The sequence below is a fragment of the Pseudomonas sp. AM4(2022) genome (assembly GCF_036346515.1).
Taxonomy (GTDB): domain Bacteria; phylum Pseudomonadota; class Gammaproteobacteria; order Pseudomonadales; family Pseudomonadaceae; genus Aquipseudomonas; species Aquipseudomonas paracarnis.
Map to the genome: position 1 here is coordinate 1 of NZ_JAOTNW010000043.1, position 11,239 is coordinate 11,239.

Here is an 11,239-nt window from a genome sequence, read left to right on the forward strand (position 1 = left end):
TGCCCAAATGTGGGAGCTGTCGAGCCCCGGCGAGGCTGCGAAGGCGGCGGCACAGGCAACCTCTTCATCGCCTGCCCCACCGCTATCGCAGCCTCGCTAAAGCTCGACAGCTCCCACAGGGGATCGGCGGTGTATGTGAAATATCGCTTTGCAGGACCATCGCGCCAAGCACAAGTCTCGACAGCAACACCGCCCAAATGTGGGAGCTGTCGAGCCCCGGCGAGGCTGCGAAGGCGGCGGCACAGCCAACCTCTTCCTCGCCTGAACCACCGCTTTCGCAGCCTCGCTAAAGCTCGACAGCTCCCACAGGAGGATGAGGGGGGCTGACTAACCCGGGCTGATCGACTTCCACGCGGCTTCAGCCAGCAGTTCGCGGTATTCAAATGGACTCTTTTTGACCTTCGCCGACAACCACGCACGCGAGTAACTTTCCGCCGCGCCAATGATCAGCGAAGGGATCAGCTCGGCAGGCAAGTGACTGAAATGCTCCTTGCGCCCTTCCCCGCTCATCCATTCCTTCAACTGTTGGTTGCGCTGTTTGTTGCGTGCAAGCAGCTCGTCCTTGAACGGGCCGCTGGAGACGGCAAAGCGGCTTTGGAACACGAACCGTGCCCAATCCGGCTGTGCGGTCACCCATTCAACGTAGCTATACACCAGCCCGACGACGCCTGCGTGGGCGGTGTCCGCCGCTTGCAGATAGTGGTCACGCAGGCTGGCCTGGTCCTCCAGCGCCGCAAAGAACAGCGCAGCGACCAGCCCCTCTTTATTGCCGAAGTGGTGATAGATAGCGCCCACGCTGGTGTCGCAGCGCGCGCGAATGGTTTCGATAGAAGTCGCCTCGATGCCCACCTCGTTAAAACACGCCAGTGCTTCGCGCAGGATGATGCGCTTGAGGTCGCTGCGCCTGCCAGGGAAGGTGCGTTCGATGAGATCGATGGAGTGCATGGGGGAACGCCAAATCAAAACAGTTTATAGGCTGAGCAACCGCTAGAGAAAGCTCGGCTTGACAGGCATGGATTTTACAGAATATTGTTCCGTAACAGAATAATACTCTGTAATTCGACCTTGAGGATATTCGTATGAGCCAAGCACTGAGCATGTTCAATAGCGTAGGCCCCGCCGCATTCAGCAACCTGGCGTGCCAGATGGCGCCCTACTTCAGCACCATCACTCCCCAGATCACGGAACTGAAGCCCAACCATGCGGTGGTTACCGTGCCGTTTCGCAAGGAAATCACCAACCACCTGGCTTCGGTGCATGCCATTGCGTTGTGCAACGCCGCCGAACTCGCGGGCGGCATGATGACCGACGCGTCGATCCCCGCGGGCGCACGCTGGATTCCCAAGGGCATGACTGTGGAATACCTGGCCAAGGCGAAAACCGATATCCGCGCCGTGGCCGATGGCAGCGCGATCGATTGGCAGACCGCAGGGGACAAGATCGTGCCGGTCGAGGTCTTCGATGCGGGTGGCGTCAAGGTCTTCACCGCCCACATCACCATGAATGTGAAACTCGCTTAGGCACTCGGTCGTTCAGCCCCCCACCGCCGCGCAGGCAGGCCAGCTAACTCACCCGGTGAAATGCACAGCCTGCCGTTACCCTACCGACTCCAAGGCCCGCGGCTTCACCACATCAAGAATGACCGTAAACCGCTGCTGCTCACGAAACACCTCAATCTGCCAGCCCAGCTTTGCGCATAACTCGCGCATCAACTGCAGCCCAAGACCATAGCCAAAATCATCCGACTCCTGCTGCGGCCCCGTCTCCCTGATGTGATTGGCGATCATCAGCCGGGGGTATTTGAAGCTGATTTCTACGGTGCCTTCTTCCGCGTATTGCAGCGCATTGCGCAGGAAGTTGCCGATCACGATGCGGCAGGCGGTAGGAGGCAATCGGCAAGGTCCGTCCTGGATGTCGATGCTCAACTCGATATCCCGGTTACCGATCAGGTAGCGGTGTTTTTCAATCAGGTCGCCCACCAGTTCGCTCAGGTCAACGTCTTCTTCCGGCAGCGGCTCTGGACGTTCGCGGCTCATCCACAGCAATGTCTCGGCGATCAGCTGCATGTTCAGCACCGAGCGTTCTATGCGCTGCAATGAGGGTGGCAGCACACCGCCCGACTGCAGGGCCAACAATTCGATAGTGGCCTTGAGCACCGCCAGCGGCGTGCGCAGTTCATGGCTGGTGTAGCGCAACAGGCGGCCTTCGCGCTGGCTGGCGGCCTGCACCTGCTCAACACTTTTGGCCAGGGCGTCAGCCAGCAGATTGAACTCCTTGAAGTTGAACCCCGGCCGCTCGCTGGCCAGGGCGTCAGGATTGTTCAAGGTACTGGACCATTGGATCAGGCGTCCCAGCGGACGCACCAACCACCACACCAACAGCGCGATGATGATCAGCGCCGGCACGAATACTGCCAGGCTGATGAGCTGGACGCTTTCCAGTACCTGGTCAAAGTAGGCGTCGGACAATGGCGTCTCGACCTCCCCCCCTACTTCCTTATCGTGGTCGATGTCATACATGTAGAGGGTTTTGCCGTCGCCCAGAGGCTGTTCGAGGATTATATGAAACGGCGCGTCGTCATCATCGGAGTAGAGATCGCCGAAGATATTCACCGCGCCGAAAGACAGGTTGGGCGGTGCATTCAGCAACTCGCGCACATCCTGCGGCAACGCCTCCTTGCCGATGACGCTGGTATAGAAGTAATTGTGCGGCGTCGGCGTGGCCGGATTTTGCTTGTAGTGCCTGACAAAATATTGGGCCTCCTCCTCCATCATCGCGCTGGCGGTATAGAACAGTCCGCGCACGGTGAATTCAGGCAGCAGCTTGCTGTAGATCACCAGCACCACGGCAATCAGTAACAGGAAGCTGCCGCTGATCACCCACTTCAAGCTCAGGCCATTACGCATGGGGTTTTACCTGAATGCCGACACCCGCCAGGGTGTGGATCAATGGCCGGCCAAACGGTTTGTCTACCGCCTTGCGCAACCGATGCATGTGCACTTTGAGCGTATTGCTGTCGGGCGGCTCATCGCCCCAGATTTTGCTTTCCAAACGCTCCCTGGGAACAGGCTCGGGACTGGCACGCATCAAGTGCTCCAGCAAGGCCCAGCAGATGGGTGACAGGTGCAGCTCCTGCCCTGCCCGGCTGACTTTGCGGGTGCTCAGCTCCATGACCAGGTCATCCACTTGCAGGCGGCTGGTTTGGCCGCTGCGCCGCAGGCTCAAGGCGCGAATCCGCGCCACCAGCTCGGCAAGCTCGAACGGCTTGACCAGATAATCGTCGGCTCCCGCAGCAAAACTGGCGAGCTTGTCCGGCAACGCATCCAGCGAGGTCAGCATCAGGATGGGGGTCTGGATGCCTTGCTGCCGCAACCGTGCGCACACCTGCTGGCCGTCCAGGCGCGGCAGCATGATGTCCAGCAGAATGACGTCGTAATGCTGGTTGAGTGCCAGGTTCAGCCCGGCCTGGCCATGGCTGGCGTGATCGCAGACGATGCCGCTGATCTCCAGGTACTCGATGACGGTGGTGGCCAGGTCCAGGTTGTCCTCGACCAGCAGCAGATGAATATGCACGGAAAAACCCCTCGGGCAGGCAGTACGCAGCGGTGTGAAGGATAGCGGAAGTCGGGCGGTTTCCCGTGATGTTTACCTGACGTTAACCCCGTGCGGCTTAGGCTAAGGCTCTTCTTATCCAGAGCTCGTCACCGTCATGAACCTGTATTCGATGATCAAAGGGGTGCTGTTAGCCGTGATTTTCCTCGCGCTGATGGTGGGCATCCTTCCACAGCAAACTCAGTTGGTACGCATGGGAGGCAATGGCTGGTTTCTGGTTGGCCAGAATGTTGAGCAGACAGGGTCGTGTGATGTCGCCCGTGCGTCGTGATGAGATAGGCGCCAGTTATGCCAGCCAGTTGGTCGCCTGCGTGGTGCTGGTTATTGGTGTGGCCGTTTCGATGGGTATCTATATCGCACGCTTGAATGCGCAACTGGATGAACAACGCGACCTGTCCTCGGTCTATCTGCCCGACTGCCCTGACGGGCGCGGTGGTTTTATGGTCTATCCCGATGACAGGCGCAGCGGTGATCAGTGCTACAACGCCGGTGAGGATGAGTTGATGGATGTCGATGAGCTGCAGCGGCTATCAGGCTCGAACCTTGCGCAATGGTTCGACTACATCCTGCCTGCGGTTCAAACTCCGAGCAGGCTTTAGATACCTCGCATACTGCACGTAATGCCGTTCAGTTACCTCTGTAGGAGCGAGCTTGCTCGCGAAAAACGTCAACGATAACGCGTGCTTCCTGAATGAACGCGGCGCCTGTGCGTTTTTCGCGAGCAAGCTCGCTCCTACAAAGTCTTGACTGAACGGCACGGGCCTATTACTTGCGCAGCGCAGTAGCCAGCCGCCGCATGGCTGTTTCGATTTCATGGGCTGTCAAGGATGAATACCCCAATAGCCAACCTTGTTTCTTCTCCTCGCCGGCATACAGCCGACTGAGGCCGGGCAACTGCACGCCTGCGCTGGCAGCTTGGCGGATGGTGGTTTCCTCCGACCAGCCATCAGCCAAAAGGCAGGGCATCTGCAGCCCGCCATGGGGGCACAAGGCTGTGGCAATTCCCTTCATGTGTTTGCCGATGGCGGTGAGCATGACGGCACGGCGTGCGGCGTACAGTTTGCGCATGGCCCGGACATGGCCGTGATAGTGACCGTCCTCCATGAAGCGCGCCAGTGTCAGTTGAAGGATCTGTGGCGTGTGGCCGTCCATGATGCTTCGCGCGTAGGTGAAGGCGTTGACCAGCTCGGCAGGCAGCACCATGTAGCCCATCCGCAATCCAGGGTAGAGCGTTTTGCTGAAGGTACCGAGGTAGATCGTGCGCTGGTACGGGTCCAGGCCCTGAACGCAGGCAATCGGCGGTCCGTCGTAGTGGAACTCGCTGTCATAGTCGTCTTCGATGATCCACTTGCCCTGCTCGGCTGCCCAGTTGATCAGCTCCAACCGGCGCTCCAGCGCTAACGTGGCGCCGGTGGGGTATTGATGCGAAGGCGTGACATAGACGCAATTGGCACCGCTGCGGTCTGCCCGCCGCAGGTCGGTGCGTATGCCCGCGGCATCGACGTCAATGGGCACCACCTGGGTCTCGGCCGCTTCAAAAGCCTTCTTGGCACCGTAGTAACCGGGGTTTTCCAGGAGGATGGGCTTGCCGGCGTCCACTAATAGTTGGGCACACAGGTACAGGGCCTGGCGAGTGCTGCTCAATACCAGAACCTGGCTAGGCGAGCATTTGGCGCCGCGTTCGAGGTTCAAGTAGGTGGCGATCGCCTTGCGCAAAGGCTCGGCACCTTGCGGGTCGCCATGCAACAGGACGTTACCCCGGTAGTCCTTCATGGCCTGGCGTTGCAGGCGTTCCCATATATCGACAGGAAAGGTACGGGTTTCCGGCAGCCCTGTGGCAAAGGCCTTGACCGCCTGTTGATCAGTCACGCCACCGGTGTCGAACATCATCCGGCCGCGCCGGCTCAAGCCCGACCCTGGCGCTGCATCGCTGCGCTGGGTGTCTTGCCTTTTCATGCGCCGGCGCGCAGCCCCGCGTAACTCTGTGCCCACAGCCTCCGATACATAGCTGCCCGAGCCTTCGCGCCGCACAATGAAGCCATCCCGGTGCAAATGCACATAGGCGTTCTCGACCGTGTCGCGGGCAACGCCGAGCGTCTTGGCCAGCACCCGGGTCGCCGGCAGCTTCAGGCCTGCATCGAGGGCGCCCTCCAGAATCAATGCACGCAGAGCGCGCTGGATGCGCTGATGCAGATCCAGCCGCTGAAACTCGGCATCGTTGAGCCGGATTTTCAGTGTTTCGAGCTCGAAGGTTTGCGCCATGCGGTCTGCTCTACATGAATAAATTGGCTGGAAGGAGCAGGCCAGTTTATCCGTAGACTCTGCGCATCGCCATTTGCAAGGAGCACCGTAACGCCATGCCTTCGTCAACATCCCACTCATCAGTTCGCCTCAGCGACTTCATCCCCCCGATTATGGCCGGCCTGATCTCGGTCATCGTCAACTATGGCGGCACCTTCATTCTGGTGTTCCAGGCCGCGAAGGTCGCCGGGCTGAGCCCTGCGTTGACGGCTTCCTGGGTGTGGTCGGTATCGATCGGCGTGGGGGTTACCGGGCTGTTTCTCAGTTGGGTTTCCCGCACCCCCATCATCACCGCCTGGTCGACACCGGCGGCAGCCTTTCTGGTGGTGGCCCTGTCCACTACCCCTTATGCCGAGGCGGTGGGCGCCTACATGATCTCGGCCGTAGCCTTCGTGCTGCTGGGCTTATCCGGCTATTTCGAAAAAGTCATCCGGCTGATCCCGCCAGGCGTGGCCGCCGGGTTGCTCGCCGGTATTCTGTTGCAGTTCGGCATCGGTGCTTTCGGCGGCATGAGCCTTGACCCGATGCTGGTCGGCTTGCTGATTGTTGCCTACCTCGTGCTCAAACGCCTGACCGCACGCTACGCGGTTGTGGGTATTCTGGCGTTGGGACTGGCCTTCTTGCTGGCTCAGGGACGGGTTGACTTGTCGGGCCTGGAACTGCAACTGGCGGCGCCCATATTCACCCGGCCTGAGTTTTCGCTCAACGCCTTGCTCAGCGTCGCGCTGCCGCTGTTTCTGATCACCCTGACCGGCCAGTACATGCCCGGCATGCTGGTGCTGCGCAACGATGGGTTCAACACCAGTGCCAACCCGATCGTGACCATCACCGGGTTGGGCTCCTTGCTTATGGCGCCCTTTGGTTCGCACGCGTTCAATATCGCGGCGATCACCGCCGCCATCTGCACCGGCAAGCAAGCCCACGAAGAGCCCTCCAAGCGCTGGATCGCCGGGATTGCCGCAGGCGTCTTTTACATCCTCGTCGGGGTCTTCGGCGTGACCCTCGCCGCGCTGTTCATGGCCTTTCCGGCCACCTTCATCACCACCCTGGCCGGGCTCGCCCTGCTCGGCACTATCGGCGGCAGCCTGGCCGGCGCCATGGCCGATGCCAACTCCCGTGAGGCTTCGCTGATTACCTTTTTGGCAGCGGCCGCCAACATCACGTTGTTCGGGATTGGCGGGGCGTTTTGGGGGCTGCTGATTGGGTTGGCGGCGTACGTCGTGCTTAATGGGCGGTTGCCGCGTCGGGGGCTTGATGCTCGTGAGAACTCTGCTAACTGAGGCTCCGCGACCTGGGCTCAAACGCAGCCCGCCTACCACTCAAACGCTTCGATATGACATTCGGTCATGTCTATGCATGCCTTCCGACAAAGCATACAGAACATGGCTACGTAAACAGACACCCGTTGCGCACGGAAATCCGCAGGCAATTTCTGCAAGATCAAGCTCCAACTGATCGGAGGGAAAATGGCGTGTCCACGATATAGATCGTCACAGCCGATCGTCCATTTCATCGCTTTTCATGCATACAAAATATGCATAATGAAAACATTCATGGTTCAATTCGATAACGCCAAAAACATCGCTAACCAGCGCAAGCATAAAGGCGTAAGCCTAGCTGATGCCGAACCGGTGTTTTACGACGAGGCAGCCCTGACCATGCAAGATCACGATCACGGAGAAGAACGCTGGGTGATCATGGGCACCGACGCAAACGGACGCGTGTTGGTAGTGGCCTACACCTACCGCGATCCCAATTTCGTACACATCATCAGCGCCCGGCTTGCATCCAAAAATGAACGGCGCCAGTACCTTGAGGTTTGAGCCATGAAAGACGAATACGACTTCAGTAACGCCAAGCGCGGCGCCATCGCCAGCAACAAAGGCAAAACCCGTATCACGATCATGCTGGACGATGCTGTGATCGAAGCCGCCCGTGAACGTGCGCAGAGTGCAGGCACCGGCTATCAGACCGTAATCAACAATCTACTGCGGCAGGCATTGGTATCCCAGGACACCCATAACCTAGCGCCAGCATCGAAGAAACAAGCCAAAACCTTGCAAGTCCTCAACAACGGCATCAGCGTCTCAGAGATCGAAGCGTTGGAACAGCAGTTGATAGCGCTCGCTGGAGAATTGAATCGAATGCTTGTTAATCCGCTGCCTGCCAAATCAAAAAGCAAACCTGTCTAAATCGAAGCGCTAGAGTTGGCTTCTTGCGAATCGCGCCATGCAGGCCAAATCCTAGGCAAAAAAAGCCTGTATCTCTGCAGCCCGCCTCCCGAGCAAGAGTCTCTCCCAGGTATCCTAGCTGAGTAAGACGCTACCAAGGCGGCTAGGAAAAAATTCCGTTTTGTGGAAGTCGTTTCTATCAGGTCGATGTAATTCATAGGAAATGAACGCCATGTACTTCAAGTTCATCACTCTGCTCGCACTCGCATTGCTCACTGGCTGCACGACAATCCCCTACGAAAAACCGCAAGACCAGTTGAACATCCAGAAAGACTTGTTATTAAAGCCTGAGGAAATCGTCACAATGACCCAGGTGAATTGGTGCGCCTACGCCTATGGAGAAGTGACGCCTTGCCACCCTCAGGAAGCGCTGGGGGTTCAGACTCGCACGAAATTGATATTGGCCAGTTACGACAAGCCCCACTACAAAACAATGGTTGAAGTACAAGCCAGCGACGTCATGTGCGCGCACTTACAAACGCCGGTAGATACCGCTCCAAATCTGATTTTGTTCACCCAAGACTACGCCGTGCAAATTTGGCCAGTAGAGCCGAGTTTTAAACCGGATATCGCGAAGAAAAAACTCATCGTGGAAACCATGCTCCAACCAGGAAAGCGAACCTTGGTGGGCACTGAAAAGGATTATGTGAAGGACACGGGGCGAGGGAGAGCGGGAATGACGATGACCTCTATCGTAAACCTGGTTAATCCTTGTTCGCTTTGAACTGTAAGATAACCGTCCGGCCCACTCACCGTAAGCGTCTGCCGAACACATCTTGCACTCGCCCGTCTTGGTGCGAAGTCAGCATATGAGCCAAGGTTAGCGCGCGGTGAACCAGTTGGGGTGTAGCACAGGAAAATCTTCCTTCAGCCAATCCACAAATGCATCGACCTGAGGCGCAAGATGCGTTCTGCTTGGATAAAGCACGGAAACCAGGCGAGGCTTTGGACGAAATGCCTTGAGCACTTCAACCAGTTCTCCGCTTGCGAGGAATGTCTCAACCGCAATTCCAGGCGCTTGAACAATGCCGAAGCCTGCAACACCGCATTGAACGTAGGCATTCGACTCATTCACGGTGATTCCACCCCGAGGCGTATGTGGACGATCTTCGCCGTCTACCGAGAAGTGCCAAGGCAGCGGTCTGTTATTTTGACCGGAAAGGAAGCTGACACATTGGTGGTCTACTAGATCTTGTAGGGTTATGGGTGCACCGCAGGCTTGGAGATAACCTGCAGACGCACAGGTCACCATGGTGGCGGTGCCAATTTCTCTAGCCACCATGCTTGAATCCGGAAGTTCACCCATTCGCAATACACAGTCGATGCCCTCGGCTACGAGATCTACCGTACGGTCGGTAACGCCTAGCACAAGCTCGATTTCGGGAAATGCCTCGGTAAACCTCCTAAGGCTTTCCATGAAGCTGTGCTGGGAAAATGCAGTAGGGATGTCAATTCGAAGCCGCCCTCGCAACGTCGATCCACTACGGTCGAACATGGAAGTGGTTTCTGCGATGGTTGCCAAAATCTCTTTGACGCGTTCGTAAAACCGCTCTCCCTCAGCAGTCAGTTTTACTTTACGCGTAGTGCGCTGGAACAGACGGACACCCAGCGAGGCTTCCAGATCCTGAATGGTGCGTGTGACGTGCGGTCGCCCGGCCTGCATTGCCTCAGCGACTTTGGTGAAGCTCCCCAACTCCGCTAGCTTGGCGAATACTTGCATCGACTGTAGAAGCTCCATAAGTCTCTTCTCGGGAAGCGAGTTAACTGGATGATTGTTGCTTATCAGGATAACAATCCTGTTGCTTTCTGCACATTTATCCAGGGCCGTGAAACCTCAACAATGTCCTCAGCGTAAAGGAGGAGCTTTGCTCCCCTGCACATTCAAAATTGTTGGAGACAGAAAATGAAAGCGTGGCTTCTGAAAGATTTCGGCTTGGATAATCTCGTGCAGGGCGAAACGGAAACCCCCGTGCCCCAAGCGGGTGAGCTGCTGGTTAAAGTAGGCGCTGTATCACTCAATTTCCGGGACAAGGCCATCGTTGACGGCATCTATGAACCTCACAGGGTGCCCAAGCCGCTGATCCCCGTCAGCGATGCGGCGGGGACTGTCGTGGCAGTAGGTGAAGGTGTCAGCCGCTTTGCTATCGGAGATCGGGTCAACTCACACCTCTACTCACGTTGGTTGGACGGCATGCCTGGGCCAGATGAACCCGACTACTGCTTCGGCTCGCCATTGCCTGGTGGTCTGGCGCAATACATGATCATCCATGAAGACAGCGCAGTACGTGCCCCCGACAACATGTCTGATGAGGAAGCAGCGACCCTTCCAATTGCTGCTCTGACGGCGTGGTATGCGCTCGTCGATTATGGCCAGATCGAGGCCGGCCAAACCGTCTTGGTTCAGGGATCTGGAGGTGTTTCTGTTTTTGCAGCACAAATTGCTACCGCTTTGGGAGCCAAGGTTATCGTTACCTCCAGCCGTGATGAAAATCTGGAGGCTGTAAAAAAATTGGGCGCTGTTGCGGGTATAAATTATCGCACTACCCTTGAGTGGGCAGAGGAAGTTCTGAAGCTCACTGACGGCAAGGGAGTGGATCTCCTGCTGGATGTGGCAGGCGGTGACGGCATCAATCAATCGATTGCTGCAACAAAGGCAGGTGGACGTATCGCACAGATCGGCTTTCTGACAGGCCAAACCTCTACCTTGAACCTGATGCCTATGATTTTCCGGCAAACAACGATTCGCGGCATAGCCGTTGCTCCACGCTCGTCATTTGACCGAATGAACGAATTCTTGAATGAGCACAAGATTCGCCCGGTAATCGACCGCGTGTATCCATTCGATCAAGCACGCGAAGCGTACGAACATTTGGCCAGAGGCGCCTTTGGTAAGGTAGTAATCAAAATCGCATAGGACCAAGCCGCTTCAAAATCACTCGCCCGCTGCGACGACAGGCGCGTGAGCACGTCCTTCAAATAAGCATACGGATCATGCCCATTGATGGCGCCATACGAAGCGCGCTAAGCGTCTGGATTGCTGGGTCAAATCCCAAGCAAAAAAAAGCCTGCATCTCTGCAGGCTTTTATCTATCTGG

The 11,239-nt window shown here is 57.3% G+C and carries 13 protein-coding genes and 1 pseudogene; 8 read left to right on the forward strand and 6 right to left on the reverse strand.

Going from position 1 to position 11,239, the window contains the following annotated elements; translation table 11 throughout:
• Nucleotides 1-327: 327 nt before the first annotated feature.
• Nucleotides 328-945 carry a TetR/AcrR family transcriptional regulator gene (locus ODQ19_RS27660; RefSeq protein WP_116665754.1) on the reverse strand — a complete coding sequence of 206 codons (618 nt, stop codon included), beginning with the start codon at nt 943-945 and terminating at the stop codon, nt 328-330.
• A gap of 134 nt (nt 946-1,079) precedes the next feature.
• Between ODQ19_RS27660 and ODQ19_RS27665 the strand changes: the two genes are divergently transcribed.
• Complete coding sequence (locus ODQ19_RS27665; RefSeq protein ID WP_116665753.1) at nt 1,080-1,520, forward strand: hotdog fold domain-containing protein; 441 nt, start codon at nt 1,080-1,082, stop codon at nt 1,518-1,520.
• Nucleotides 1,521-1,595: 75 nt separating this feature from the next.
• Here ODQ19_RS27665 and ODQ19_RS27670 read toward each other — a convergent pair whose 3' ends face one another.
• Both ODQ19_RS27670 and ODQ19_RS27675 read right to left on the reverse strand, forming a co-directional pair.
• Nucleotides 1,596-2,906, reverse strand: coding sequence for a sensor histidine kinase (locus ODQ19_RS27670; RefSeq protein WP_330211798.1), 1,311 nt, complete (start codon nt 2,904-2,906; stop codon nt 1,596-1,598).
• Nucleotides 2,899-3,573, reverse strand: a complete 675-nt coding sequence (locus ODQ19_RS27675) for a response regulator transcription factor (RefSeq protein ID WP_116665751.1) — start codon at nt 3,571-3,573, stop codon at nt 2,899-2,901. The genes ODQ19_RS27670 and ODQ19_RS27675 overlap by 8 nt, the downstream gene beginning before the upstream one ends.
• 136 nt (nt 3,574-3,709) lie before the next feature.
• Between ODQ19_RS27675 and ODQ19_RS27680 the strand changes: the two genes are divergently transcribed.
• Together ODQ19_RS27680 and ODQ19_RS27685 are read left to right on the forward strand one after the other, a co-directional pair.
• On the forward strand, nt 3,710-3,883 hold the full coding sequence (locus ODQ19_RS27680) for a hypothetical protein (RefSeq protein WP_164692209.1): 174 nt from the start codon (nt 3,710-3,712) through the stop codon (nt 3,881-3,883).
• Nucleotides 3,864-4,211, forward strand: coding sequence for a hypothetical protein (locus tag ODQ19_RS27685; RefSeq protein ID WP_330211799.1), 348 nt, complete (start codon nt 3,864-3,866; stop codon nt 4,209-4,211). Before ODQ19_RS27680 ends, ODQ19_RS27685 begins: the two co-directional genes overlap by 20 nt.
• Nucleotides 4,212-4,377: 166 nt before the next feature.
• On the opposite strand, the gene pdxR is transcribed toward ODQ19_RS27685, so the two are convergent.
• Nucleotides 4,378-5,874 (reverse strand): MocR-like pyridoxine biosynthesis transcription factor PdxR, encoded by a 1,497-nt coding sequence (pdxR, locus tag ODQ19_RS27690; RefSeq protein WP_330211800.1) that lies wholly within the window; start codon nt 5,872-5,874, stop codon nt 4,378-4,380.
• A 95-nt stretch (nt 5,875-5,969) separates the two neighbouring features.
• Here pdxR and ODQ19_RS27695 point away from each other — a divergent pair, with 95 nt between their 5' ends.
• The 4 genes from ODQ19_RS27695 (at nt 5,970) to ODQ19_RS27710 (ending at nt 8,868) form a co-directional block, all read left to right on the forward strand.
• Nucleotides 5,970-7,193, forward strand: coding sequence for a benzoate/H(+) symporter BenE family transporter (locus tag ODQ19_RS27695; RefSeq protein ID WP_330211801.1), 1,224 nt, complete (start codon nt 5,970-5,972; stop codon nt 7,191-7,193).
• A gap of 261 nt (nt 7,194-7,454) precedes the next feature.
• Entirely contained in the window at nt 7,455-7,736 is a 282-nt protein-coding gene (locus ODQ19_RS27700) for a BrnT family toxin (protein ID WP_330211802.1), read from the forward strand.
• Nucleotides 7,737-7,739: 3 nt separating this feature from the next.
• A complete protein-coding gene (locus tag ODQ19_RS27705; protein ID WP_014719232.1) occupies nt 7,740-8,105 on the forward strand; it encodes a BrnA antitoxin family protein in 366 nt (121 codons plus the stop codon).
• A 211-nt stretch (nt 8,106-8,316) separates the two neighbouring features.
• A complete protein-coding gene (locus ODQ19_RS27710) occupies nt 8,317-8,868 on the forward strand; it encodes a hypothetical protein (protein ID WP_330211803.1) in 552 nt (183 codons plus the stop codon).
• A gap of 96 nt (nt 8,869-8,964) precedes the next feature.
• Here ODQ19_RS27710 and ODQ19_RS27715 read toward each other — a convergent pair whose 3' ends face one another.
• A complete protein-coding gene (locus tag ODQ19_RS27715) occupies nt 8,965-9,864 on the reverse strand; it encodes a LysR family transcriptional regulator (RefSeq protein ID WP_330211804.1) in 900 nt (299 codons plus the stop codon).
• A gap of 183 nt (nt 9,865-10,047) precedes the next feature.
• Here ODQ19_RS27715 and ODQ19_RS27720 point away from each other — a divergent pair, with 183 nt between their 5' ends.
• Nucleotides 10,048-11,058: a zinc-dependent alcohol dehydrogenase family protein gene (locus ODQ19_RS27720; RefSeq protein WP_330211805.1), complete on the forward strand. Its 1,011-nt coding sequence runs from the start codon at nt 10,048-10,050 to the stop codon at nt 11,056-11,058.
• On the opposite strand, the pseudogene ODQ19_RS27725 reads toward ODQ19_RS27720, so the two are convergent.
• Nucleotides 10,989-11,147, reverse strand: a pseudogene (locus ODQ19_RS27725) (transposase domain-containing protein); the annotation flags it as partial. The gene ODQ19_RS27720 and the pseudogene ODQ19_RS27725 sit on opposite strands and share 70 nt — an antisense overlap.
• Between the last annotated feature and the right edge of the window lie 92 nt (nt 11,148-11,239).

What these genes read in the sequence shown, in the direction of transcription:
- ODQ19_RS27660 (WP_116665754.1), bottom strand. Translation starts at nt 945, where the DNA reads ATGCACTCCATCGATCTCATCGAACGCACCTTCCCTGGCAGGCGCAGC.
- ODQ19_RS27665 (WP_116665753.1), top strand. Translation starts at nt 1,080, where the DNA reads ATGAGCCAAGCACTGAGCATGTTCAATAGCGTAGGCCCCGCCGCATTC.
- ODQ19_RS27670 (WP_330211798.1), bottom strand. Translation starts at nt 2,906, where the DNA reads ATGCGTAATGGCCTGAGCTTGAAGTGGGTGATCAGCGGCAGCTTCCTG.
- ODQ19_RS27680 (WP_164692209.1), top strand. Translation starts at nt 3,710, where the DNA reads ATGAACCTGTATTCGATGATCAAAGGGGTGCTGTTAGCCGTGATTTTC.
- ODQ19_RS27685 (WP_330211799.1), top strand. Translation starts at nt 3,864, where the DNA reads ATGTCGCCCGTGCGTCGTGATGAGATAGGCGCCAGTTATGCCAGCCAG.
- pdxR (WP_330211800.1), bottom strand. Translation starts at nt 5,874, where the DNA reads ATGGCGCAAACCTTCGAGCTCGAAACACTGAAAATCCGGCTCAACGAT.
- ODQ19_RS27695 (WP_330211801.1), top strand. Translation starts at nt 5,970, where the DNA reads ATGCCTTCGTCAACATCCCACTCATCAGTTCGCCTCAGCGACTTCATC.
- ODQ19_RS27700 (WP_330211802.1), top strand. Translation starts at nt 7,455, where the DNA reads ATGAAAACATTCATGGTTCAATTCGATAACGCCAAAAACATCGCTAAC.
- ODQ19_RS27705 (WP_014719232.1), top strand. Translation starts at nt 7,740, where the DNA reads ATGAAAGACGAATACGACTTCAGTAACGCCAAGCGCGGCGCCATCGCC.
- ODQ19_RS27710 (WP_330211803.1), top strand. Translation starts at nt 8,317, where the DNA reads ATGTACTTCAAGTTCATCACTCTGCTCGCACTCGCATTGCTCACTGGC.
- ODQ19_RS27715 (WP_330211804.1), bottom strand. Translation starts at nt 9,864, where the DNA reads ATGCAAGTATTCGCCAAGCTAGCGGAGTTGGGGAGCTTCACCAAAGTC.
- ODQ19_RS27720 (WP_330211805.1), top strand. Translation starts at nt 10,048, where the DNA reads ATGAAAGCGTGGCTTCTGAAAGATTTCGGCTTGGATAATCTCGTGCAG.